At 66.0% G+C, this 22,909-nt stretch carries 21 protein-coding genes; 9 read left to right on the forward strand and 12 right to left on the reverse strand.

Annotated elements, in window-relative coordinates:
- Positions 1–27 precede the first annotated feature (27 nt).
- From ACEXOR_RS15045 to ACEXOR_RS15055, 3 genes are read left to right on the forward strand one after another with little or no spacing between them, the layout of a single operon-like run.
- Complete coding sequence (locus ACEXOR_RS15045) at positions 28–225, forward strand: twin-arginine translocase TatA/TatE family subunit (RefSeq protein ID WP_374850525.1); 198 nt, start codon at positions 28–30, stop codon at positions 223–225.
- Complete coding sequence (tatC, locus tag ACEXOR_RS15050; RefSeq protein WP_374850526.1) at positions 222–992, forward strand: twin-arginine translocase subunit TatC; 771 nt, start codon at positions 222–224, stop codon at positions 990–992. Before ACEXOR_RS15045 ends, tatC begins: the two co-directional genes overlap by 4 nt.
- Before the next feature lie 24 nt (positions 993–1,016).
- Positions 1,017–1,430 (forward strand): twin-arginine translocase TatA/TatE family subunit, encoded by a 414-nt coding sequence (locus ACEXOR_RS15055; protein ID WP_374850527.1) that lies wholly within the window; start codon positions 1,017–1,019, stop codon positions 1,428–1,430.
- A 7-nt stretch (positions 1,431–1,437) separates the two neighbouring features.
- Here the strand turns inward: ACEXOR_RS15055 and ACEXOR_RS15060 are convergent, their stop codons facing one another.
- Complete coding sequence (locus ACEXOR_RS15060; protein ID WP_374850528.1) at positions 1,438–2,847, reverse strand: hypothetical protein; 1,410 nt, start codon at positions 2,845–2,847, stop codon at positions 1,438–1,440.
- A 126-nt stretch (positions 2,848–2,973) separates the two neighbouring features.
- On the opposite strand from ACEXOR_RS15060, the gene ACEXOR_RS15065 reads away from it, so the two are divergent.
- The gene (locus ACEXOR_RS15065; RefSeq protein WP_374850529.1) at positions 2,974–4,224 is read left to right on the forward strand and encodes an MFS transporter; all 1,251 of its coding nucleotides are present in this window, start codon (positions 2,974–2,976) and stop codon (positions 4,222–4,224) included.
- A gap of 34 nt (positions 4,225–4,258) precedes the next feature.
- Here the strand turns inward: ACEXOR_RS15065 and ACEXOR_RS15070 are convergent, their stop codons facing one another.
- From ACEXOR_RS15070 to ACEXOR_RS15080, 3 genes are all read right to left on the reverse strand, one after another.
- The gene (locus ACEXOR_RS15070; RefSeq protein WP_374850530.1) at positions 4,259–4,555 is read right to left on the reverse strand and encodes a HigA family addiction module antitoxin; all 297 of its coding nucleotides are present in this window, start codon (positions 4,553–4,555) and stop codon (positions 4,259–4,261) included.
- 10 nt (positions 4,556–4,565) lie between these two features.
- The gene (locus ACEXOR_RS15075; protein ID WP_374850531.1) at positions 4,566–4,847 is read right to left on the reverse strand and encodes a type II toxin-antitoxin system RelE/ParE family toxin; all 282 of its coding nucleotides are present in this window, start codon (positions 4,845–4,847) and stop codon (positions 4,566–4,568) included.
- 107 nt (positions 4,848–4,954) lie between these two features.
- Complete coding sequence (locus ACEXOR_RS15080) at positions 4,955–5,836, reverse strand: SDR family oxidoreductase (RefSeq protein ID WP_374850532.1); 882 nt, start codon at positions 5,834–5,836, stop codon at positions 4,955–4,957.
- 82 nt (positions 5,837–5,918) lie between these two features.
- On the opposite strand from ACEXOR_RS15080, the gene ACEXOR_RS15085 reads away from it, so the two are divergent.
- Entirely contained in the window at positions 5,919–6,500 is a 582-nt protein-coding gene (locus ACEXOR_RS15085; RefSeq protein WP_374850533.1) for a TetR/AcrR family transcriptional regulator, read from the forward strand.
- Between the two features lie 11 nt (positions 6,501–6,511).
- Here ACEXOR_RS15085 and ACEXOR_RS15090 read toward each other — a convergent pair whose 3' ends face one another.
- Both ACEXOR_RS15090 and ACEXOR_RS15095 read right to left on the reverse strand, forming a co-directional pair.
- A complete protein-coding gene (locus ACEXOR_RS15090; RefSeq protein WP_374850534.1) occupies positions 6,512–8,425 on the reverse strand; it encodes a cell wall-binding repeat-containing protein in 1,914 nt (637 codons plus the stop codon).
- 91 nt (positions 8,426–8,516) lie between these two features.
- A complete protein-coding gene (locus ACEXOR_RS15095; RefSeq protein WP_374850535.1) occupies positions 8,517–8,936 on the reverse strand; it encodes a MerR family transcriptional regulator in 420 nt (139 codons plus the stop codon).
- 126 nt (positions 8,937–9,062) lie between these two features.
- On the opposite strand from ACEXOR_RS15095, the gene ACEXOR_RS15100 reads away from it, so the two are divergent.
- The gene (locus tag ACEXOR_RS15100) at positions 9,063–9,794 is read left to right on the forward strand and encodes an SDR family oxidoreductase (RefSeq protein WP_374850536.1); all 732 of its coding nucleotides are present in this window, start codon (positions 9,063–9,065) and stop codon (positions 9,792–9,794) included.
- Between the two features lie 20 nt (positions 9,795–9,814).
- Here ACEXOR_RS15100 and ACEXOR_RS15105 read toward each other — a convergent pair whose 3' ends face one another.
- The 5 genes from ACEXOR_RS15105 to ACEXOR_RS15125 all read right to left on the reverse strand — a co-directional run bounded on the left by ACEXOR_RS15105 (position 9,815) and on the right by ACEXOR_RS15125 (position 17,279).
- Entirely contained in the window at positions 9,815–13,156 is a 3,342-nt protein-coding gene (locus tag ACEXOR_RS15105) for a cell wall-binding repeat-containing protein (RefSeq protein WP_374850537.1), read from the reverse strand.
- A 418-nt stretch (positions 13,157–13,574) separates the two neighbouring features.
- A complete protein-coding gene (locus tag ACEXOR_RS15110) occupies positions 13,575–14,972 on the reverse strand; it encodes an HNH endonuclease signature motif containing protein (RefSeq protein ID WP_374850538.1) in 1,398 nt (465 codons plus the stop codon).
- A 212-nt stretch (positions 14,973–15,184) separates the two neighbouring features.
- Positions 15,185–15,841: a hypothetical protein gene (locus ACEXOR_RS15115; protein ID WP_374850539.1), complete on the reverse strand. Its 657-nt coding sequence runs from the start codon at positions 15,839–15,841 to the stop codon at positions 15,185–15,187.
- A 195-nt stretch (positions 15,842–16,036) separates the two neighbouring features.
- Complete coding sequence (locus tag ACEXOR_RS15120) at positions 16,037–16,675, reverse strand: hypothetical protein (protein WP_374850540.1); 639 nt, start codon at positions 16,673–16,675, stop codon at positions 16,037–16,039.
- 46 nt (positions 16,676–16,721) lie between these two features.
- The gene (locus tag ACEXOR_RS15125) at positions 16,722–17,279 is read right to left on the reverse strand and encodes a hypothetical protein (protein WP_374850541.1); all 558 of its coding nucleotides are present in this window, start codon (positions 17,277–17,279) and stop codon (positions 16,722–16,724) included.
- Between the two features lie 207 nt (positions 17,280–17,486).
- Here ACEXOR_RS15125 and ACEXOR_RS15130 point away from each other — a divergent pair, with 207 nt between their 5' ends.
- Together ACEXOR_RS15130 and ACEXOR_RS15135 are read left to right on the forward strand one after the other, a co-directional pair.
- The gene (locus ACEXOR_RS15130) at positions 17,487–17,810 is read left to right on the forward strand and encodes a nucleotide pyrophosphohydrolase (protein ID WP_374850542.1); all 324 of its coding nucleotides are present in this window, start codon (positions 17,487–17,489) and stop codon (positions 17,808–17,810) included.
- Positions 17,797–19,599 (forward strand): DNA/RNA helicase domain-containing protein, encoded by a 1,803-nt coding sequence (locus ACEXOR_RS15135; RefSeq protein ID WP_374850543.1) that lies wholly within the window; start codon positions 17,797–17,799, stop codon positions 19,597–19,599. The genes ACEXOR_RS15130 and ACEXOR_RS15135 overlap by 14 nt, the downstream gene beginning before the upstream one ends.
- Positions 19,600–20,281: 682 nt before the next feature.
- On the opposite strand, the gene ACEXOR_RS15145 is transcribed toward ACEXOR_RS15135, so the two are convergent.
- Complete coding sequence (locus tag ACEXOR_RS15145) at positions 20,282–21,298, reverse strand: hypothetical protein (protein WP_374850545.1); 1,017 nt, start codon at positions 21,296–21,298, stop codon at positions 20,282–20,284.
- Positions 21,299–21,388: 90 nt separating this feature from the next.
- On the opposite strand from ACEXOR_RS15145, the gene ACEXOR_RS15150 reads away from it, so the two are divergent.
- Complete coding sequence (locus ACEXOR_RS15150) at positions 21,389–22,768, forward strand: DNA cytosine methyltransferase (protein WP_374850546.1); 1,380 nt, start codon at positions 21,389–21,391, stop codon at positions 22,766–22,768.
- Positions 22,769–22,909 lie beyond the last annotated feature (141 nt).

Consider the following 22,909-nt stretch of genomic DNA (forward strand, 5'->3'; position numbering starts at 1 on the left):
TCATCACCACTCGAGAAAGAAGACATCATGGGACTCCTCCAGAACCTCACCGGCTGGCACGCCCTCATCGTGCTGGCCGTCGTGCTCCTGTTCTTCGGGGCGGCGAAGCTGCCCCGCCTGGCCAAGAGCCTCGGCGAGTCGGCGCGCATCCTGAAGTCAGAGGTGCGCGACCCGGCGTCATCCCCGGCGGTGGTGCCTGACGTGGCCGAGCCCGCCGAGCGATGATGACGATCGCCGACCACCTCCGCGAGCTGCGGCGACGCGCCGTGCGGTCGGCCATCGCCCTGCTCGTCGGCGTGGTGGTCGGCTACCTGCTGAGCGACCTGATCCTCGATGTGCTCCGCGCGCCCATCGAGGCGCTGGCCCAGTCGCGCAACGCGACCCTCAACTACGACAGCGTGAGCGCCGCCTTCGACCTGAAGGTGAGAATAGCCCTGTTCGCCGGGGTGGCGCTGTCGAGCCCGGTGTGGCTGCACCAGCTGTTCGCGTTCTTCGTGCCGGGGCTCACCCGTCGAGAGAAGCGGTACACGCTCGGTTTCCTCGCGGCGGCCGTGCCGTTGTTCGTGGGCGGCTGTGCCACCGGATTCGCGCTGTTCCCGCACATCGTCGAGCTGCTGGCGGGTTTCGCCCCGGCCGAGGACAGCACCGTGCTGGTGGCGACGTACTACGTCGACTTCGTCATGAAGCTCGTGCTGGCGGTGGGCGTGGCCTTCGTGCTGCCGGTGTTCGTGGTGCTGCTGAATCTCGTGGGCGTGCTGCCCGGCGCAGCCGTGGTGCGCAGCTGGCGGGTGGTGGTGATCGGCATCGTGCTGTTCAGCGCCGTCGCGACACCGGCGGCCGACCTGGCGTCGATGTTCCTGCTGGCCGTACCCATGACGCTGCTCTTCGCGGTGGCTGCGGCGATCGCCGTGCTGCACGACCGGGCCGTGTCCCGCCGGGAGGCTCTCGCCGCGGCCGAACCCCACCCCGCCGTCGACCTCGTCGGCGTCTGACGCCCCACCCCAGGAGAGATCAGGATGTTCGGACTCACCATCGAGAAGCTGCTGGTCATCGCCGTGATCGCGGCGTTCCTCATCGGCCCCGAGCGGCTGCCGCTCTACGCGGCGAAGCTCACGTCGTTCGTGCGGGCCGTGCGCGACCTCACGGAGTCGGCGAAGGCCAGGGTCACCGAGGAGCTCGGCCCCGACTTCGACCCGGCCGAGTGGAAGCGGCTCGACCCGCGGCAGTACGACCCGCGGCGCATCGTGCGCGACGCGCTCACGGCGGATGACGAGCCTGCTGCGGACGAGCCTGCCGAGGTCGAGCCTGCCGCCAGCGACTCCGCCGCGGTCGACCCGGACGTCGACCCACCGAAACCGCTCGTCGCGGCCGGCGGCTGGCAGGAGGCGATGCTCGCCCGCGTCGGTCCGGGCGCCGGACGCTCCGCGTGAACCGCCGTCAGTCCTGCACCTCGGGCGGCAGCAACCGCCAGCCGCCGAGCACCACGAGCTGCTCGGCGTCGGCCCGACGACGGCGCTGCACCCGAAGGAACATCAGCACCGACACCACCACCAGCCCCACTCCGGCCACGAGCACGACCACCCCGGCCACCGGCGCGTCGTCGGTGAAGAAGAACACCGACCCGATCGCCATGAAGAGCCCGATCAGGCACACGGCGAACGCCCCCGCGGTGAACAGGCGGCGAGACGGCTCGCCCCACGCCGCCAGCAGCGGGAACGCCAGCCCGCGCTCGCGAACGCTGCCGGGACCGGCCGCCGCGGAATCCCCGCGATCCGCGGCCCGCTCCTCCAGCCACCGCTCACCCAGCCGACGCCGCTGACGCACGTCGGCATCCGCCGCCGCGCACCACGCCAGATACGCCACGACCGCCCCGAGCATCCCGCCCACGATCAGCAGCCCGATGAGCTCATCGTCGCCCGACCCGAGCAGGTCGCCCCCCACCTCCTCCTGCACGATCGCGAGGATCAGCACGAGCACCGCGGCGGCGATCACGGCCACCAGCACCCAGAAGAACACCCGCCGAACCGTGCGCGCCGGCCGGGGTTCGGCGAGCAGCATCCGGGCGGCGTGGTCGTCGTCGGCATCCCAGCGGGCGGCCAGCCGATCGGCCTCGCCGGCCGAGATGCTCGCGCGTCCGGCGTTCGAGTGCGTCGCCGACTGATACCCCGGTGCCGCCGGATCCGGACTGCCCGCCGCCGTGGGATCGACTGCCGCGCCCAGCTCGGTGAGCAGCGTCTCCCGCCCCACGCGCGACTTCCCTCCGCCGGTGGTGAGCGACACGGCCGCGGCGCGCTGCCGATCGGTGAGGGCGGGCGTGTCTGCACCTCCGCGCCCGGCGGTCGGGTCGCCGATCGGGTCGGCCGCGGCATCCGGAACCACCAGCGGAAGCTCACGCACGAACCGCGCCAGGTTCTCGAGCCCGGCCGTGTCGAGGCCCTTCATGGGCCGCCCGGCCACGAGCACCCGCACCGACGGGCCGTCGGTCGAGACGAATCGGTAGATGACGTACGCCGCCCCGTTGCCGGTGGACACCGTGCGCCAGGCCTCGGTGATGGTGTCGATGGCGACGGTGCGACCTCGAAGAGAGGCGAGGCGCTGCTCCGGATGCCACGTGATGGTTCCGTAGGCGATGTGCACGCTGAGGGCGATGCCGCCGCCGAGCAGCAGCCAGGTGGTGAGGAAGCCGGCCACCCAGCTCCACTCGCCCGCTCCGAGCACGACGAACCCCGCTGCCGCGAACGACCCCAGCACGGCTGCGCCGATCGCCGAAACCAGCGCGATCAGCTTCCAGCTGGTCACGGCCGGACTGCGGCCGATGCGAACGGGAGTCTTGCTGGGCGTCGACATACTCCACCGTCTCACGGACGCCGGAACCCGCGCATCCGGTGCTCGCGCGAGTCGGCCACCGTCGTCAGCCGGGATGTCGATGACGATGCCGGGAAGAATGTGGGCACCCGCCGGTTGTACTCCGTCATGACCTCGAACGAGTTCGCCTCGACCTCCACCGCCTCGACCGCGACCGCCCCGTCGGCCGCTCGGGGCCCGGCCGGCACCGGCACCACCGCCCCCGAGACCCCCACCTCCTGGCTCGGCGTCGTCTCGCTGGGCCTGGGCGTCTTCGCCATCGTGATGGCCGAGTTCCTGCCCGCCAGCCTCCTCACCCGGATCGCGGCCGACCTCGGCGTCACCGAGGGCACGGCCGGCCAGTCCGTCAGCACCACGGCGATCGTCGCTGCCATCGCGGGCCTCACCATCCCGGTGCTCCTGCCCCGGGTCGATCGCCGCTACCTCATGCTCGGCCTCTCGGCGCTGGCCGTCGTCTCCGACCTCCTCGTCGCGATCGCACCCGGGTACCCCGTCCTGTTGGCGGCGCGCGTGCTCCTCGGCATCTCGCTCGGCGGATTCTGGGCCCTCGCCATCTCCATCACCGCCCGCCTCGTGCCGCCCGCTCGCCTCGGACGCGGCCTCACCGTCGTGAACGTGGGCGTCTCCCTCGCCACCGTCGCGGCCATCCCGCTCGGAACCTGGCTCGGCGAGCTGTGGGGCTGGCGCGCCGTGTTCGTGCTCGCGGCCGGCGTGGGAGTGGTGGCCGTGCTCGTGCAGCTGCTCGTGCTGCCGTCGGTGCGCTCCACGGGCGCGCCCGGCTTCGGCCCGCTCTTCGACACGCTGCGCTCCCGCCTCATCCTGCTCGGCCTGCTCGCCACCGCGCTCATCGCGGCCGGCCACTTCACCGGCTTCACCTACATCCGACCGGCCGCCACCGACATCGGCGGTCTCGACGCCGCGCAGCTCTCCCTGCTGCTCGTGGTCTACGGCATCGCCGTCACCGCGGGCAACCTGGTGGCGGGGCCCCTCGCCGACAAACGGATGCGCGTGGCCGTGCTGATCTTCCCCGTCGCCCTCGGCGCCGCCATGGTCACGTTCGCGCTGGCCGGCGGCACCACGGCGGGCATCGTCACCGCGGTGGCGGTGTGGGGCTTCGGATTCGGCGCCGTGCCCACCACGCTCACCACGTGGATGGCCCGTGCCGAACCCACCCGCCTCGAGAGCGTCGGCGGCCTGCAGTCGGCCACGTTCCAGCTGGCCATCGCGCTCGGCGCCATCGTCGGCGGCCTCCTGGTCGACGGCATCGGCGTGCAGACAGCCCTGCTCACGGGCGGTGCCGCGGCGGTGCTCGGCGCCTTCCTCCTGGTGTCGCTCAAGCCCCGCCCCGCCGCCGCCTGACCCCGGGCCCCGAGAATGTTACGTGTGGGTCGCTCTACGCGCTGAGCAGCGGAACGATCCGATCGAGCTCCTCGGTCTTGGCTTCGGTGACCAGTTCGAGGTCGTACCGGGTCTGCAGATTCGTCCAGAAGCGGTCAGAGGTGCCGAACGCGCGAGCGAGCCTGGCTGCGGTGTCGGGTGAGATGCCGCGCTTGCCGTGGACGATCTCATTGATGCGCCGAGCAGGCACGTTGATGGTCTGCGCCAGCCGGTACTGGCTGATGCCCAGTGGCTTGAGGAACTCTTCGAGCAAGATCTCCCCGGGATGAATCGGTGCGTGCGCGGTGCCCATGACGTCCCTCTCAGTGGTAGTCGACGATCTCGACGCCGGCCGGGCCGGTGGGGGTCCAGACGAAGCAGATGCGCCATTGGTCGTTGATTCGGATGCTGTGCTGCCCTTCTCGATCGCCCGACAACTTCTCGAGTCGGTTGCCGGGCGGGATGCGAAGCTCATTCAGATCCTCAGCCGCATCGAGGATGAGGAGCTTGCGGTTCGCCATTCGCTGGAGATCGGTGCCGAAACGGCGAACATGCTGCCGGTTCCACACCCGCTCCGTGTTGGTGTCGACGAATGAGTGGATCATGATCAATGATAACGGGCCGCGTTACTAGTAGCTAGATGAGTAGTCTCTCCTCAATGTCCTGCGGTCTCTCCCGAGGTGACCCCGCGAGCCCGACCGGCCCGCGCGCCTCAGGGCTCGAGTCGCTCCAGGTCGTCCAGCAGCCCCGGATGCGTCGGCTCCCAGCCGAGCTCGGCCCGCGTGCGCGCGCTCGACGCCGGCTGGTCGGTCGCGAACACCGGCCCGATGGGCCCGAAGTCCTCCACCGCACGCGCGGCGACCGGCAGCCCGAGCCGCAGCCCGATCACCGTGACGATGTCGAGCACCGTGTCGCCCTCGTCCGCCACCGCGTGCCACGCGCTGCCGGCGGGCGCTTCCTCCAGCGCCAGCCGGAACAGCACCGCCGCGTCGAGTGCGTGCACGGCCGGCCACCGCTGCGTGCCGTCGCCCGGGTAGCCGGCGACGCCGCTCTGCCGGGCGAACCCCGTGAGGAGCCCCGCGAATCCACCCTCGCCGTCGTTGTGCACGGTGCGGGGGAGTCGGATGGCCGACGTGCGCACGCCCTGCGACGCGAGGCCGAGCGTGCGGTTCACCGTGATGCCGCGCCCGCCGACCGGGCCGTCGGTGGGCAGCGGGTCGTCCTCTGTCGAGGCGCGACCGGAGATCCAGGGTGTGCCCGACACCGTGACCAGCGGCTTACCGGTGCCCACCAACGCCTCGCCCAGCGCGGTGAGGGCCGCCGACTCCTCGGCGATGTTCCGCGTGAGTGCCTCGGCCGAGCTGAAGTCGTTGCCGAAGGCGAGGTGGATGACGCCGTCGGCCTGCCGGGCGGAGTCGCGCAGCACGTCGAGGTCGACGAGCGTGCCGCGAACCGTGTCCGCGCCGGCGGCGACGGCCTTGGCCTCCGATGCCTCGGAGCGGGTGAGGGCGGTGACGGAGTGCCCGGCCGAGAGCAGCTCGGCCACGACGGCCGAGCCGATCAGGCCGGTGGCGCCGGTGATGAATACGCGCATGGGAACCTCCAGGTGATGCGACTAATGTCTCATCACCGTAGCACGCTGATGGGACACATGTCCCATCGCGTAGACTGTGACCATGCCCAGATGGAAACCGGATGCGCGCGACCGGCTCGTCGAGGCCGCCCTCGACCTCTTCACCGAGCAGGGCTACGACGAGACCACCGTGGCGCAGATCGCCGAGCGGGCCGAACTCACCCGCAGCACCTTCTTCCGCCACTTCAGCGACAAGCGCGAGCTGCTCTCGGCAGGCCAGGAGATGCTCAGCGGCCTGCTGGCCGAGGGCATCCTGGCGGCTCCGGATGACGCGACCCCCCTCGATGCGGTGGGCGCGGGCCTCGATCGGGCATCCGGAGCGATGACCGACTTCAACCGCGGCCTCGGCCCCCGCCTGCACGCGGCGATCGAGGCGAACGACGAGCTCCGTGCCCGCAACGCGATGAAGAGCATCGGCCTGGCGGCGGCGATGGCGGATGCGCTGCAACAGCGCGGTGTGCTCGACCCGGCGGCGCGGGTGGCGGCCGAGCTCGGTGTGCTCGCCTTCGGCCTCGGCTACCGCCGTTGGTCGGACCCGTCGCACGACGACACCCCCGGCGAGCTCGTCACCTACACGCGTGCGGCCTTCGCCGAGCTGCGGGCGGCGGCGGCCGAGCTCCGCTAGCGCGAACCAGGTCAACTACATCGGGGCAGGGTTTTCAGCTGCGCTCCGAGGCTGTTGACGCCGCCGAGAAGAGTGACCTTGCCGGGCTTCCACAGTGAGATGCGATCCCAGGTCACGGTGGGAATGCACTCAGCCTGAGAGAGCAGCAGCGGCGCGTTGTTCACGCCCGCCAGCACCCCTCCGGTCAGGGCATCCGGAAAGTTCGCTCCGGTAGCGATGTAGGCGGTCGTCGCTTCGGGGAAGTACGTGGCATTCATGCTTTCGGCCACCTCGAATCGCGTAGCGCCGCCGAAGCGAACGACCGATCCCGGGTAAAGCCCCTCCAGTTGGGTTTCGATTCCGGGCGACACGCTCGCGGGTCCTCCGGCGATGACCACCTTCGACACCCCGAGTCGTCGCAGCTCGGCGAGGGTGGCGGAATCGAGGTTCGAACGTTCGCCCGCTACGAGGATGACCGGAGACCCGTCATGGGCTGCAGCGGGTATGGCGGTGAGCGCGTCAGCGAAGGTCGCTCCGGTGGCGAGGAACGCTGTATCGGCGCCGTCGGCGAACTCAGCGGCCGAGATCGCCAATGATGCGGAGTATCGGTCGGGTCCGGCATCGCGCCGCAGATGGTAAGACGCGGGATCGAGCCTCGACTGGGACAGCAGGTCCTGCACGACGTCATCCGGGAGCGTAGCCGGACCGCCCATGATCACGATCTCTTCAGGCTCGAGCCATTCGAGGTACTCCGACAGCAGATAGTTGTGCGGCTGAACCAAGAGCAATGGCGCGCCATGCCGCACGGCGGCTGGACCCGCGCTCAGCGCATCGGCAAAAACAGTGCCGGACGCGAGGTACACCGTGCGAGGACGGTTCGGGAACGCGGCGATGGAGTCGATGAGACCGCCCGAATAGCGGTCGCCACCGGAAAGGCGCGTAGTGCTGACGGTGGGAATCGACGTGGTGGTACCGACCGGAGCTACCGTCGTGACGGTCGTTCCTCCGCCCATTGCAGTGGTCGTACCGGCTGAGATCTGGGCCAAGCCCTTACCGTCGATGAATGGGGTCAGGGCATCGCCCCAGAGCTGTGAGGTGATGGTGACGGAAGACTTGTCCGACGAGAATTCGGGGCTGCCGAGGGATGCGCTGGACCCCTGCTGCCAGGTCTCGTCGAGCCACGGCTTCTCCACGCGAACGATGGGCGCCTCTTGGTCGCGATCCCACAGCACGGTGTCGGCCTGAAACTGAAGTGAGGTCGTCGAATCGATCACAGCCGTTTCGGGCACCGTGGCCCAGTACCCGCGGTCAAGCGAGTTCGCGAGATCCACGTAGGCATCTGCACCCACCACAAGCTGCGCCGCGGGCTCGAGCGGGGGTTTCGCCGGCGAGCGAAGACCGATCCGGTATTGCGCGACGCTCGACCAGCCCGAATTCATGTGGGCCGAGAACCTCAGAGGCTGCGACGAGAGCCCCTCGGGTGCGTCCTTATGCGATTTCAGCGTCAGGATGACGGTCGAGGGACCAAGCGGCGTCTCGGTTGCCAGATCGTAGAAATCTGCCGTCAGCGGGATGCTGACCGACTGAGACGCGGCATTGAGGGTGACCGAGCCGCTCAGCTCGTCAGCGCCGGCTACCGACCAATCCACCGTGCCGGAGGCTCCCGTCGCGAAACGATCTGAGAGCTCGAATCGAATCGACGGGGTGAGCCGGTCGATCTCGGCATGGGCAGCGTGCGCTCGTGGGAAGTAGTCCTCGCCTGCGGCGTAGTAGAAGGGCTGGCTGTCGACGGTCGCTTCCACGATCTTCCCGACCGACGGGCCGGTGACCGAGACCGGAGATTCGGCGATCGATCCGGCTGTGGCCGGTGCAGCGCCGATTGCCAGGACTGCAGTGATGGTTAGTACAGCGATTCCGCCACTGATCGTCGTTCGCCACGTATTCATCGGCCGCTTTCCCTGGTTCTGGCCGACCCCCTCGACCAGAGCCCATTATCCACGCCTTCAGCTAGCGGCTTTGCGCTGGTGCAGCGACTGCCTACGCCACCGATTCCAGAATCGCCGACGTGCGCCCGGCCCCATCCCGCACCCGCTCGCAGTCGGCGGCCACAGGATGCTCGGTTAGCTCGATGACTTCGTCGAGCCGCCGCCGCGCCTGCTCCAGGTCGGCGATCACACTCGTGATGCGCTCCCGCTCCACGTACAGGCTGCCGAGCATCTCGGGCGGCGCATGCCCGGTGTCGACGCAGGGGAGGATGAGCGCGATCGTGCGACTCGCCAGCCCCGCCGAGAACAGGTGCTGGATGAGCCGCACCCGGTCGACGGCCGCCTCGCCGTAGACCCGCTGCCCGCTCGGGGTGCGCTCCGAGTACAGGATGCCCTGCTCCTCGTAGTAACGCAGAGCCCGCGTGCTGACTCCCGCTCGCCCGGCCAGTTCGCCGATCCGCATGTCGCTCATCGAGCATCCGTTCTCTCTGTTCGCCGTGAGCGTCGAACCCGACTTGCCCTTGACGTCAACGTGAAGTCTTAGCGTAGTCGGCGGATGGCACCCGCGCCCGCGGCTGCCCCACGTGAAAGGACACCCATGAACATCGCAGGATCCGTAGCCCTGGTCACCGGCGCCAACCGCGGCATCGGCCGCAGCTTCGTCGACGAGCTGCTCGAGCGGGGAGCGGCGAAGGTCTACGCCGCCGTGCGCCGCCCCGAGGCCGTGAACGACGGCGAGTTCACCGACCCGCGCGTCGAAGTGCTGCGCCTCGACCTGCTCGACCAGGCGTCGATCACGGATGCCGCGGCCCGCGCCTCCGACATCACCCTCCTCATCAACAACGCGGGCATCACCACGGGTGCCAACCTGCTGGGAGAGAACGACCTCGAGGGCGTCCGCCGCGAGCTCGACACCCACTTCTTCGGAACCCTCGGCGTGATCCGCGCGTTCGCACCGGTGCTCGGGGCGAACGGCGGGGGAGCGATCGTGAACATCAACTCGGCCCTGTCCTGGTTCTCAACCAACGGCGCGAACGGCTACGCGGTGGCGAAGGCCGCCGAATGGGCGATGACGAACGGCGTGCGTCTCGAGCTGGCCGGCCAGGGAACCCTGGTGCAGGGCGTACACCTCGGCGCGGCCGACACCGACATGATGGCAGGCTACGACGGCCCGAAGATCACCCCGCGCTCGGTGGCGGCGGCCTCGCTGGACGGTGTGGAGTCGGGCGCGATCGAGGTTCTGGCCGACGACTGGTCGCGCTTGGTGAAGGCGTCGCTGGCGAACGACCCGGCCGACTTCTACGCCTCGTCGCTGGGGTCCCGCGACTGAGGCACGCCCGGGGGCGCCGGTCAACACGGCTTGAGGGCCTCCACCTCCGCCGTGAGCGACACCGGCCCGCCGAGCAGCACGATGTGCGCAGGGTTCATCTCCCTGATCGCGCTCAGCGTCGGAGCCGGGATGCAGTTCGTGCGCACGACGAACAGGGGCGCCGTCATCGAGCCGGCGGCAGCACCCCCGGCCAGCGCATCCGGGTAATTGCTGCCGGTGGCCAGAAAGACCGTGTCTTCGACGCCCGTGAACGCGGCGGTGTTGATGGAGCGGGAGGCCTCGAACCGGTCTGCTCCGCCGAGGCGGGTGACCGGGGCGATCGCCGCCAACTGTTTCTCTGTGGCAGTGTTCACAGAGTTCGGTCCGCCCGCGATGACGATCTCAGTCGGATTTAGAGACGTGAGAAGCGACTTCGTGGCGAGATCCAGCGACGACGTGTCGCCGGGAACGAGCAGAACCGGGGCATCTGCCGTTGCCGCCGCCGAAGCGGCCGAGAGGGCGTCGGGGAAGGTCTTTCCGGTGGCGACGTAGACGGTATCGGCCGACGTGAAGTTCGCTGAGATCAGAGCTCGCGACACCTCGTACCGATCAGCGCCGATTACGCGAGAGACTGCAGGAGCCTTGGTCTTCAGGGCGTCGAACGTAGTGGGTTTTACCGATGCAGGACCACCGACCACGACTATGCGCGAGGGATGCAGGCGGTCCAGTTCTTCTGCGATGACGGCCGGGACATCATCCGGCGACACGAGGAGCAACGGCGATCCGGCAGCTCCGGCCACGGCGGCGATCGACAGCGCATCGGGGAAGTTCGCACCGCTGGCGACGAAGACCGTTTCGGCCCCACCCTCGAAGCGCTGCCGCGAGATCTGGGCCGCCACGGCGTAGCGATCTGCTCCACCGATCCGGCTGACGGTCGGGGTTCTCGGGGCGATCCTCACCTCGACGTGGGTGGCCGCGGGCGTGGGGTAGCCCTCAAGCGCTTGTGTGACATCCAGTGTCGTCGTGCTGGACGTCACCTCACAGGCGAACTCTCCGTAGACATCCACTGTCGCCGTGCAGAGGGTGGAGCCTCCTGAGCCGATCACGGTGATGGACGCGCCATTTGCCCCGGTACCCCTCACGGTGAACGGGATGCTCACCTCGGCACCCTCGCCGGGGGCGGTCACGACAGGTGGTTGCAGCAGCTCGATCTCGCCGGGCTCGCAGGCATCACCGAAACCGCTTCCGTCGACATCCGTCTGATCGGGGTTGGCGAGGTCGAGGCAGTTGTCGTCGAAATCGTTCACGCCGTCGGAGTCGGTGTCCTGAGCCATCCGTTCCTCGTCGGCGGGGAGTTCCTCGTAGGTGGTGGTGCTGGCGTGCACGCCGGGCGCGAAGTCGGTGGTGGCGCGGAAGTCGTAAACCAGGTTGTCCCAGTCGTCGTAGCCGACGAGTTGTGTCTTGCCGGCGCCGTCATCCGCGCCTGTGCACGGTCCGGTCTGAAAGTCGTTGACGTTGACGCCCACTGGATCCTTGTTGATCGGGTTCAAGCCGAACAAGATGTAGGCGTCTTTGTCGTCATTCCAGTCGATCGGGCCTTTCGCCTGGGCGGTGGTCCACCAGGTGTCGTTGGTGTACGCGACCCAGTCGCCCAAGGAACCGCGTAGTCCCACATTCTCGTCGAGAGACTCTTCGTCGAGGGTGGGTAGCTTGTCTCGCGAATAGTCCAGTTTGCGAGCGGTGTCGTAGCCGGCCGAGAACTGTCGCGAGTAGTTCATGACACTCACGTAGTTCGGCTTGCACGCGACATCGTCGCCACCACCGTGATGGAGCCCGAGGTTGTGGCCCAGCTCGTGCATCAGGGTGCCAGCCTGCTGGTCGACGGTACCGCCGTCGTTGAACAGGCCACCGAGGGTGATCATGAACTCGTTGCCGGGAAGTTCCGCCATACCGCTTGATCCCGATGGAGCGAGAACTCCTTCGCCGTTGAGGCTCCACATCTCGTCTCCCACGATGCCGTAGTGGAAGCTCTGCCGCTTCGCCTTGAGCACCAGGTCGGCGTGGTCATCGGCCCGCTCCTCCGGCGTTCCGAAGTACTGCACAGCGAGGTCGTAGAACCGCGCGACCCCGTCCGGGCAGGTGCCGTGGCAGGAGAAGGCGAGTCCGTTCCAGTGCGGGATCGGTGCGGGGGCCAGTGCGATGTGCAGGCGTACGGGCGACGGCGCCTTTTCGAAGGCCCTGATCACGTTGGCGATGGCCGCCGACTTCGGACGCCAGCCCGCCATGTAGTCCATCTCGACGTAGATGTCAGGAATGTTCGGGTCGGCTTTCTCGTCGGCGCCGATTGTGCCGTCGCCGTTCAGATCCCAGAGTGGGAAGTCGTGGTCGTCGATCGGGATGCCGGTGGTCTCCCAGTTGTCGCACAGGCTGTCGCCGTCGTTGTCGGGGTTGCCGTCGTTATCGGTATCGAGGCATGCGGCGGTGCTTCCGACGGTGGTGAGCCGGATGAGGAAGTCGACGGCCACCGAGGCCACGACGACATCGCCGATGACCTTTTCGATCACGACCTGAGTCGAGTAGTACGAGGGCGGGTCGTCAACCGTGTTCTCGTCGCCGTCGTCGTTGTTCCTGGCTCCGGTGGTGTCCCAGCGGAAGAGGCCGGTCGAGGCATCGATGCTGGCCGCAAAGGACGCATCCGGAGGCCCTGGCTGAGTGAAGCCGGCACCGGCTTCAAAGGGGCCAGCAAGTCGCCAGCGCAGGGACTGGCCGTCGGCATCCGTCGCCGTCACATTGAAGGTGCACGGAGCGTCGCGTTCACAGTCGACGATGGGGGCGAACGAACTCGTCGGACTCGACGAGGTGCGGGTGAGATCGACCACTGTGGTGATGCGGTAGTCGCCGTCGGGGTTGTTGATGTGGTCAGGGCTGCTGAGGCGGCAGCAGCTCGAAAGAGTGGCCGTGTACGGCCCGGCCTCGAGGTAGCTGTGGTTGACGGTAGCGCTGGCATAGAGGATGTCATTGGCCGTATCGACATCGCGCACCGTGAAGGCCGGAAGGGTGCTCTCACCATCGCCGAACTCGAAATTGGGGTCTTCGAACTCTTGGCCGGCACTGGTGAGGCCGTAGTAGGAGGCTCGAGCGACGAATTCGATCGTGAACACGGCCTCGAGGGCTCCTGCTCCTCGCTCCCAATGGATCTGACCGGCCCGATTATGGCTGGCTTCAGCCGGAGCGGTCGGCGCCGACGGCACAACGGCGAATGCAGCAGCGATGAGCGACCCCACGGTGATACCGACCGCGACGAGCCGGATGAGCGAGCGGATGCCTCGCCTGCCGCTCTTCCCACCGTCGGTGAATCGTCCGCCACTGTGTGAAGTAGTCATTGCGCGTCCCCCTTTGGGCGCACCCCCTGCGCTCTTCGACAAACGTAGGGTGTCCAGTTTCCGCCCCACAACGGATGCTTGTGCCCCAAAACGGGGCACCCTGACTGGTATGGCACGTGAAGTCGGGTTGCGCGGGGCCGGATCGTCTCGGTCACCGCGGGTACGCCGGACCCTCGGGCACTGGTGATCGCTGCGAGCGCACCAAAGCAAACGATCGGTTCTGAACCAGCTCTTCCAGACCGGCCCGCCCACCACCGGCCGATCTCACCGACCCAGCCATGACCATCGTGGGCAAGCGCGAAGCGCGCGGCAGTCCCGTGTCTCGGAACGCTCAAGCGCCGGCCCCGACAGGAACTGCCGCGCGCTTCGCGCTTGCCCACGATGACCGTGGCCGGCTTTCGCTGGCGACTGCGCCGGATCAGGCGGCCGGGCGTTGGATGGTGCGTCGGCGGGTGGCTGGGATCGGCGTCTGTGCGATGTCGATCCAGCGCGGTGGGATGAGGTGGGGAACGCCCGTGCGCATGACGAGTTTCCAGGCTGACTTGTGCAAATGGCTGTGGTGGAAGTGGCAGAGCAGTACGCCGTTGTCGATGTCGGTGCGCCCCGGTGGGTGATCGTCGGAGACCCATTCGTCTGCATGGTGCGTTTCGCAGAACGACGGGGGCCGGTCGCAGTCGGGCCACACGCATCCGCCGTCTCGTGCTGCGAGGGCCCGGTTCTGGGCCGAGCTGAAGAGCCGCCGCGTCTTGCCGTGGTAGAGCACCTCGCCCCGGTCTCCGAAGAGGGTGGCGGCGATGGGGGAGTGGCAGCGCAGCAGCGCGATGGTCGAGGCGGGAACCGGCTCGTCGATGCCGTCGATCCAGCCGACACCGCGGCCTGCCTCGAGGTCGTCGAGGGTGATGTGCACGTTGACCGTGGTGGTGGCGCCGTTGAGGCGGGGCATGTCGGCGGCGCCGGTGGCGCGGGCGATGAGTTCAGTGACGGTGTCGGCGTTCTTCTGCGCCTGCGTGCGGGTGTCGGCGGTGATGGTGTGCGCGGCGAATTCCTCTTCGTCGAGAAACCGCGGACCGGTGGCCGCCGAACCCGACACCCGCGGGCTCTGCAGCGCCTGAATGCTCGCGAGCCACACCCCGCCCTGCTCGGGCGTGAGGGCGAACTTGCCGCGGATCATGCCGTCGGCCGCCTGCGCGATGGTGAGTGACCGCAGCTGCTGGTGCACCGCATCCCTCGGTTCGGCGCCGTCGGGGTCGAGCAGTTCGCGAATCCGGATGGCGAGCTTGGTCGTCTGGTCGGCCGCGAGGCCCCGAGCGACGGTCTCGTCGACGAGGGTCTGCTCGGCCCCGGCCACGACGTCGGGCGAACACCCACGCACGGCGAGCTCGCTGCACTGACGCGTGATGATGGAGGCGGCCTCGACGCCGAGGCGGCCCGCATCAAGTGCCTGCGCGACACCCGGGAACGGCGCCGGACCCTCACCGCCACCGAGCAGCACCGCCCCGCGCAGCCGCCGCCCGAGCTCGAGCCGCGCCTTGCTCTCGCGAGCCGACGCTCCCGTGACGCTCTCGACGAGCTTGACCGGGCTTGTGAAGTTCTGCCCCCGACTCAACCCCTCGTCGCCGAGCTCGCTTCGCGACCGCACCCCGACCTCTCCGGCGACCCGCACCTGACCTGCTCCGACGACCCGCCCGACGGCCTCGATAGCGGCCATCAGCTCGAGCAACTGGTCATCGTGGAGCCCCGCAAGACCACCGTTGGCTTCGCCCACAACGCCTCGGAGATCGTCTGCGATCTCTCTGAGTCGGAGGGCTGTAGTCATGATGAGATTCTATCAGAAATGGCTGATGAAAGCTCGATTATCTTCACTCCGAGGGGATCATCCTGCGGTTGATTTCGGACGATTCAAGAGGGTCAGAACGGGTGACCACAACCGGAAGATCGACGCCCGGATCACGACACCTTCTGAAAACGAGTCGACGACAACGCCAAACCCCTTCAACGCATCCTGCCCAGCGATCAACCGTCCGACAATCACGACCCAGACGACTTCTTCGTCGCTCCCTCACTCGCCCCCGACCGGAACGACGCCCCTTCTTTGGTCACATCGACGGCCCAGGGCTGCGGCTCGCGGCTGCCGAACTTCACCTTCGTGAAGGCCGACTCGACAATGCTGCTCCACGCATCGATGATGGCGACGATCTCCTCGAACTTGATGGTGCCGTCGCCGATCTGCTTGTCGAACCGCCGCGTGACGCTCTGCATGAAGTGGGCGGCCATCTTGCGCTTCTCGTACCTGGTCGCCTGGTCGAGCGCCGCGCGACCCAGCGTGAAGAGCCCGAAGAGAATCGAACCGGCAAGGCCGGCGTACGCAGCACCCCGGAGGATCTCGTAGGCGCCGAGCATGTAGTTGCCTTCAGCTTCCGGCGACGACAAGACTTTGACGGCCTCCTGAGTGAGGAGGGCGAGCGCAACGAGGACGACGATCGAGGCGACAGCGCCGGCGATGAGGAGCCACTTCGCCAGCCGCCGATTGGTGGCGATCGCCTGATCCAGGTCGCCGATGAGAAGACCGAGGTCGACCGGCGCAGGTGCAGCGACGGGTTCCACCGCAGCTGTAGGAGAAGGTTCCGGCACGGGTGCCGCTGAACCCGCAGCCGGCTCAACCTCTGAATCGGTCTCGGTCACCATCGTTGCCCCCTGTGGTTTCGACCTCTATCCGGACGCTATCGGTGCCACACCCTTCTTCGAAAGCGCTACACCCGTATTCGGCGACCGACGCCGACCCCCAGTTCGAGTGTGCAACCCGCGGCCGCAGCCCGCGCGAACACCAACCCGCAGGCTTGGTGTTTCACACCGACGTCGTCGCAGTCATGCGCCGAGAGCTCAATCGAACGACGGCAGCACGCGCTCGTCGACCCGAACCGCGTCCTGCGCAGCATCGACCCACTCGCGACGAAGTCGATCGAGCATCCTCCGGTCGGCCTTGTTGGCTCCACTCTTCTCTGCGATGAGCAGGAAGGCGCGCTCGATGTACTCCGGCACGTCCTCGATCGGGCCGGCTGTCGCATCCACCAGGACATCGCACGCACCCCGGGCGTCGACGCCGCGCTTGATCAGCCGGAGCAGCTCACCCGCATCCTTTTGGCCTTTCAGGCTGTCGGGTCGGTCGAGGATGGCGGCGAGCTTCGTGACGGTGTGCGCCTCGATGGTGAGAAGCCTCCACCCCTTGTGGGCCGCGGGCTCGACGTACTTCGCCAGCACTTCGACGCGAAGGCGGAGCTTGTCCCCGAGCTGGGACTGATGGGGGAGGTAGATGTCGAGGTGCACGCCCTCGATGGTCCCTCGCCATTTCTGACCTTGGAGGTGGCTGCTCTTGCTGAGATCCGTGACACTTTCTTCGATCTTCGCCCGAACTTCGTCGGAGAAGATGATGAGGTCGATGTCTTTGCTGATCTCGCCGCCGACGAGTTCGTAGGTCGCCCAGCCGCCGATGAGGATGGATGGGTCGAGATCGTGGCCCAAGTGGTCGATGAGTGCGTGGAGATGCAGGTCTCCACCGAGCGGAGCATCAGGCACGTGCTGCCTCCGATTGCGACCAGTCGTCGACCTCGAACGCAGTGCGCCACAGAGCGCGTCGAAACTCAGCGGCCTGCCACCCTGGTTGTGAGAAGAGGTCGGCGTACGTCTGCGCGAAGCTCGCATAGCCGCTGGTCCACGCGCGCTGAGCGACCTCGTCCATGACGACGATGCGAACGGTCTCCTCATCGCCGAGGTCGGGGTCAGCGTCATGAGGCTGCACCTTGTCCGCGTCCTTCTCGAGAATGTAGACGAGACGCTGCCCGCGATCGGCGATGGTGTTGCGGCCCCCGAGATGATGGACTGCCGCATCGGTGCCGCCGAGTGCGTAGAGCGGCAGACGCCCGAGCAGGTCAGGCATGGATGATCGCGACACCATCGCCACGGTGTCGTTCGCGAGGCGCCTCTCGGCCGCCAGCACAGCCACTACCCGCTCGGGATCCAGAACGCTCAGACCACCGCGCGAGAGCGTCGACACCGCTCCGATATCGACGAGGTGGCGGGTGGCCTTGAACGCATTACCGACCGAGCATCTGGATGCGTGAGCCAAGTCGGCGAGACTGGCCCAACGTCGAGTTCCCTGCAAAGCGGAGTCAGCGAGCGTGCGATGGACGATCTCAGTGGACCTCATCACACCCTCCCGTATTCACTATTCGGTGAATGCCGACATTCTCTAGTTTGTAAATGCCAGATTTACTAATACGTGAATTGTAACCCACTTGCCCGTAAGGTGAAACCGGCACGATAGCCTGCAGATATGCCCGTCACCCCCACCATCCACGAAGCCCTGGCCGCCTTCGTGGCCGAGCGCGACTGGGCCCAGTTCCACACCCCCGAGAACCTCGCGAAGAGCATCTCCATCGAGGCGGCCGAGCTGCTCGAGCTCTTCCAGTGGTCCCCGGATGCGGACGAGCAGCAGATCCAAGACGAGCTCGCCGACGTGCTCACCTACGCCTACCTCCTCGCCGCCCGCCTCAAGCTGAACCCCGACGACGTCGTCCGAGCCAAGCTCGCCAAGACCCGCGAGAAGTACCCCGTCGAGAAGTCCCGCGGCACGTCCGCGAAGTATGACCAGCTCTGAGATCGTCCGCCTCCCGTTCGATAAGGACGAGGTCGGCGACTGGGCGCGAAGCGGCGACAAGCGCATCACCAACTGGCCGGTCGTCTACATCCTCGACGACGACAAGGCCACCGCAGGCCGAGCATCCGATCGACGCAAGATCTACGTAGGCGAATCCCTCAACGTAGCCACCCGCATGCGCCAGCACCTCGCGAGCATCGAGCGCAGCCACCTCACCAACCTCCGCGTCATCCTCGACGAGACCTTCAACAAGTCCGTCTGCCTCGACCTCGAGTCGTTCCTCATCGAGATGCTCAGCGGCGACGGCGCCTTCGAGGTGCTCAACCGCAACGACGGCATCGTGAATGCCGACTACTACAACCGCGCCTTCTATCAAGACAGCTTCGACGCCATCTTCGACCGCCTGAAGCTCGACGGCGTCTTCACCCGCACCATCCCCGAGATCATCAACAGCGATCTCTTCAAGCTGAGTCCTTTCAAGTCGCTCACCGACGACCAGGCCTTCGCGGTCGAGGGCGTCGTGAAGAGCCTCTTCGACGACCTGCGCAGCAACGACCGCAGCACCACGGTCATCCAGGGCGACCCCGGCACCGGCAAGACCGTCGTCGCGATCTACCTGCTCAAGCTGCTCGCCGACATCCGCGCGTCCACACCCCTCGACGCCCTCGACGACGACGGCGACTCCCTCTTCTCCGAGTTCTTCACCGACGAGCACCGGATGCTCCTCCGCGACCTCCGTATCGGCTTCGTCATCCCGCAGCAGTCGCTCCACAAATCGGTGCAGAGGGTTTTCCGCAAGACCCCCGGTCTCGACCCGTCGATGGTGCTGACGGCGTTCGACGTGGGGGAGTCGGCGACCGACTACGGTCTGCTCATCGTCGACGAGACCCATCGCCTGAACCAGCGTGCGAACCAGCCGGCGGCGGCACTGAACATCAAGTTCCGCGACATCACGACGAAGCTCTTCGGCAACGATGACACGTCGAAGACCCAGCTCGACTGGATCACGGCCAAGAGCGCTCACCAGATTTTCCTCGTCGACCCCGCGCAGAGCGTGAAGCCGGCCGACATTCCGATCGAGGCTCTCGAGCGGCTCGTCGCCGACGCCAAGGCAGCCGACCATCACCACCCCCTTCTCTCGCAGATGAGGGTGCGCGCCGGTTCCGACTACGTCGGTCACGTCAGACGGATGCTCGGTGCCGCACCGGGGTCAGGCTCGCAGCCGCTCGCATCCGTCCCCGACTTCGGCGACTACGACTTCCGGATGTTCGACGACGTCTCCGAGATGCGTGCGGAGATCGTGCACCGAGACCGCGAAGTCGGCCTCTCACGCCTGGTCGCGGGCTACGCCTGGGAGTGGAAGACGAAGGGCAACAAGCCGGGCCACGACATCGAGATCGGCGAACTGCGAATGCGCTGGAACAGCACCCAGACCGACTGGATCGCGTCGCCGGGTTCGCTCGACGAGGTGGGTTCGATCCACACGGTGCAGGGCTACGACCTCAACTACGCCGGCGTGATCATCGGCCCCGATCTCCGCTTCGACACGACTACCTGTCGCATCGTCGTCGACCGCGCCTCGTATTTCGACAAGAAGGGCAAGGAGGCGAACAAGGCGCTCGGCCGCATCTACTCCGACGACGACCTGCTCTGGTACATCCGGAACGTCTATGCGGTGCTCCTCACGCGGGGCATTCGGGGTACCTACCTGTACGTCCACGACCCGGCACTTCGAGAGCACCTGTGGCAGCTCATGCCAGACGCCGATTCTCGCGTTTTGGCACGTTGACGAGTACGGCCAGCGCTAACTGAGGTCCCCAGCGGCGTCAGATAGGTGTTCTTCTGGCTAGCCGTGAGCTGGCCCAGTTCGTGTCAACAGTCCCGTGCCAGCGGCAACCTCGTGCCCAAAACGATTGTTTTTGCAGTCAGTCTCGCTGGACGTACTTCTCGAGCGCCTCACGCACAACATCGCTGAGCGTCTTCCCTTCCTCCTCCGCCTTACGAAGAGCAGCGCGGTATAGGTCCTCCGAGATTCGGAACGACTTCATGGGGGTTTTGGGCTGGTTCGGCATAGCCCAATGGTGTCATGACATTGACCCTTGTGGGGTGTCATGACATCGCATAAACTGCTGTCATGACACCGACAATGCATCTCATCGCAGTCGAAGTCTCCGCGGAGCTCTGGACTGCAGCTATCACTAAATCCGAGTCGAACAGTGACGATCTCAATCTCGTTGTTTCTCTCGGCCTCGAACGCTATATCCAGGGAGAATCATGACCACTGCACCTCGCGCACCTCACTCATTTCGCCTCGTGCGTTGCCGCCATTGTGGAATCCGGATCTCGCGCGCTGAACGCCTGATGCCATGGAAGGCATGCTCGGAAGATTGCGCCGACGAGATTTGGTCCAGGCGAGAACTGAGGAAGCATCCATAATCTATGTTGTGATTGGGATTGAGAACGGCGAGCGGCTAATCACTGAGAGCGCTAAGGGTTGTTGTCCATTCGTCGTTGATGGTCTGGATCGGAGCGAGTCGATCAGGAAAGTGCTTGTGTCGCGCCATGCGAGAAGTCAGTCCATATCGGAACTCCCATTCTCCGGTTGAAGAGAACAAGCACGCGGCTACGACATCGAATCCATTGGCCAAATAGAAGCGGGACGCAGGGTCGCCCTTCGAGGAACGAGTCTTCTGCACTTCGACCTTGAAGGAGCCGCTGGCCGACCTCTTTGGGCTGGCGTTCTTGCATTCGATCCGCAGGGCCTGGCCGTTCGACAGAACCACGTTGAAGTCGTGCATTGCGTCCACATCGAGCCGCTCTACCGCCCTTACATCCGGTGCTGATTGGAGCGAATGCTCCAGATGGAACTCCGCGACCCCGCCCCGGACCGCGACTGAAAGACGGTTGCGCCCGCCGATAATGTCAAGAATCTGTTCGCTCGTCAGGGCGAACTGCTCCTCCAATACGTGGCGACTCTGCGCCTCGGCTGTTTCTGCCGGTTGCGCGATTCTGACGGCGGCTGAATACCGCAAAGGTTGGTCAAGGTGCATCGACGAAGCGCGGCGTTCCAATCGCACATAGTCGATCAGACGATCAGGCCGGAACGCGACTACTGTTTCGAGGTTCGTCGGCGAGCGAGGTTCGCTGCGTTTTGTGCCTGCGCGGTTGATCTTTTCCCATACATGCCAGCCCGCCTTCTTCGCCTGCTCGATTTCGAGATCTTTGGCGTAGAAGGAAATCCCCATAGGTAACGGATTCCAAAGATTCGCATCCAGACCGATAATCACGCCGTCGTCAAGATCGACGCCGACAACGATAGTCACGTCCACGCCGGCGGCATCGGATCCGATCGGATGCTCCTGTTTCCACGATCTCTCGGCACCGTATCGAAGTTGGCCACGGACTTCGTCAGTCGGGCGGTTTCTGATGGTGTTTCGCGTTACGCGGAAAGGGTAGATGAGCACGCCGATTCGCTCGTCGGAGTCCATCTGAACCCCGACATAGATCGGTGCGCGATTTGCGTCACTGGCGTAAATAACGCGACCGCCAGAAGCTCGAACGGCGTCAAGGATAAACGCATGCAGGTCACTGCGTGCCTGAACTCGATAGACCTCGCCGAAGTCTCGTCCAGCGAGCAACTCTTTCTCCACAGAGACCCCTTCTCCCCGAACCGTCCACCAACCCCGCACATTGCGCTGGGCATGTCGGTGGTTATCGGCAGACTCGTCTCGACGATACTGGTCAGACATACACGGCTCCCAAATTGGGCCGTGTGCGCGTTCATAGAAAAGAGATGGCATATGGGCGAGCAGCTCCCAGTCGTGAGCCTGTTCTCCGGGGCAGGAGGGTTGGATCTCGCTGTCGAGCGAGCGGACTCCGAACCACTAGAGCCTGAGGATCTTGGCGGTGGACTTCTACGGGTTTCGATCGCGACGGACTACAACGAACCCGCACTACGAACGCTGAAAGCCAACTTTGACGGTGCCGCGACGTTGACCGGTGACATTCGCAACGTTTCGACCGAGGAGATCCTTGCCGCCGGGGGTCTGCGGGAGAAGGAACCCGTCCTCGTTGTTGGTGGTCCTCCATGCACGCCGTTCAGCAAGTCCGGATTCTGGCTCGAGCAAAAGCGCGAAAGTCGAGACCCAAATGCCTCTCTGCTCGACGAGTACGTCCGCGTCGTCCGCGAGTCCCGCCCTGAGGCATTCATCCTCGAAAACGTGCAGGGTTTGACTTACAAGACGCATAAGGCGCAGTTTGAACGGCTTCTTCGGAGCCTAAGCGAACTCGGATACAACCCTCAGTGGAAAGTTCTCCTCGCTGCGGACTACGGCGTCCCTCAACTACGGCGCCGCGTTTTCGTCGTCGGCCGTCGTGATGGCGAAAAGTTTGTGTTCCCGGAGCCGACTCACTCCGGCTGGAGCGAACACACCCGCGTCGTTGATACCAGCAAGATCCCGCACGTTACTGCGGCGCAGGCATTCTTCGGTCTGCCCCTTCTCGACCGCGCGACCGAGGATGAGATTGTTGACGGAAATTTCGGGCAGCTCGCAGCTGAGATTCCGCCTGGCCAGAACTATTTATGGCACACCGAACGTTATGGCGGCCGCAATCATTTTGAATGGAGAAGTCGGTACTGGACCTTCCTCCTCCGACTTGACCCCAATAGGCCCTCCACCACACTTCAGGCGCAGCCCGGCCCTTGGGTCGGTCCCTTCCATTGGGAGAATGTGCCAACGTCGTCTGGCGATGAGAGAGCTAGGCGACTCCGAGTCAACGAGATGTTAAGACTCATGTCATTCCCCGACGATTTTAACGTCGTGGGCTCTCGCGCAGATGTGCAACGCCAATTAGGGAACGCAGTTCCGCTCGAACTAGGGAAAGCCGTTGTCCGTGCACTCATGAGCCAGCTTGGCTACATGGGTCGCAAGACTCAGCGCAACGTTGTCTCCGCTTGACAAGCTCGATGCCGGCACCTGTACTCTGCGCCGAGGGGCCGCACATGCATCTTGATCAGGGGGAGTGCCGTTGGCCAAGTCTGGCAAATGCCGGATCACGACGTTTCCACCTGCCAAGATGATGTTGATACTGAACGGCGA

This window comes from Herbiconiux liangxiaofengii, from assembly GCF_041927335.1.
In the GTDB taxonomy this organism is placed as follows: Bacteria; Actinomycetota; Actinomycetes; order Actinomycetales; family Microbacteriaceae; genus Herbiconiux; species Herbiconiux liangxiaofengii.

Coding starts and splice junctions, on each gene's coding strand:
- ACEXOR_RS15115 (WP_374850539.1), bottom strand. CDS start 15,841: ATGGTGACCGAGACCGATTCAGAGGTTGAGCCGGCTGCGGGTTCAGCG.
- ACEXOR_RS15045 (WP_374850525.1), top strand. CDS start 28: ATGGGACTCCTCCAGAACCTCACCGGCTGGCACGCCCTCATCGTGCTG.
- ACEXOR_RS15055 (WP_374850527.1), top strand. CDS start 1,017: ATGTTCGGACTCACCATCGAGAAGCTGCTGGTCATCGCCGTGATCGCG.
- ACEXOR_RS15100 (WP_374850536.1), top strand. CDS start 9,063: ATGAACATCGCAGGATCCGTAGCCCTGGTCACCGGCGCCAACCGCGGC.
- ACEXOR_RS15130 (WP_374850542.1), top strand. CDS start 17,487: ATGCCCGTCACCCCCACCATCCACGAAGCCCTGGCCGCCTTCGTGGCC.
- ACEXOR_RS15105 (WP_374850537.1), bottom strand. CDS start 13,156: ATGACTACTTCACACAGTGGCGGACGATTCACCGACGGTGGGAAGAGC.
- ACEXOR_RS15070 (WP_374850530.1), bottom strand. CDS start 4,555: ATGGGCACCGCGCACGCACCGATTCATCCCGGGGAGATCTTGCTCGAA.
- ACEXOR_RS15135 (WP_374850543.1), top strand. CDS start 17,797: ATGACCAGCTCTGAGATCGTCCGCCTCCCGTTCGATAAGGACGAGGTC.
- ACEXOR_RS15085 (WP_374850533.1), top strand. CDS start 5,919: ATGCCCAGATGGAAACCGGATGCGCGCGACCGGCTCGTCGAGGCCGCC.
- ACEXOR_RS15110 (WP_374850538.1), bottom strand. CDS start 14,972: ATGACTACAGCCCTCCGACTCAGAGAGATCGCAGACGATCTCCGAGGC.
- ACEXOR_RS15075 (WP_374850531.1), bottom strand. CDS start 4,847: ATGATCCACTCATTCGTCGACACCAACACGGAGCGGGTGTGGAACCGG.
- ACEXOR_RS15060 (WP_374850528.1), bottom strand. CDS start 2,847: ATGTCGACGCCCAGCAAGACTCCCGTTCGCATCGGCCGCAGTCCGGCC.
- ACEXOR_RS15145 (WP_374850545.1), bottom strand. CDS start 21,298: ATGGACTCCGACGAGCGAATCGGCGTGCTCATCTACCCTTTCCGCGTA.
- ACEXOR_RS15090 (WP_374850534.1), bottom strand. CDS start 8,425: ATGAATACGTGGCGAACGACGATCAGTGGCGGAATCGCTGTACTAACC.
- ACEXOR_RS15095 (WP_374850535.1), bottom strand. CDS start 8,936: ATGAGCGACATGCGGATCGGCGAACTGGCCGGGCGAGCGGGAGTCAGC.
- tatC (WP_374850526.1), top strand. CDS start 222: ATGATGACGATCGCCGACCACCTCCGCGAGCTGCGGCGACGCGCCGTG.
- ACEXOR_RS15080 (WP_374850532.1), bottom strand. CDS start 5,836: ATGCGCGTATTCATCACCGGCGCCACCGGCCTGATCGGCTCGGCCGTC.
- ACEXOR_RS15065 (WP_374850529.1), top strand. CDS start 2,974: ATGACCTCGAACGAGTTCGCCTCGACCTCCACCGCCTCGACCGCGACC.
- ACEXOR_RS15150 (WP_374850546.1), top strand. CDS start 21,389: ATGCAGGTCACTGCGTGCCTGAACTCGATAGACCTCGCCGAAGTCTCG.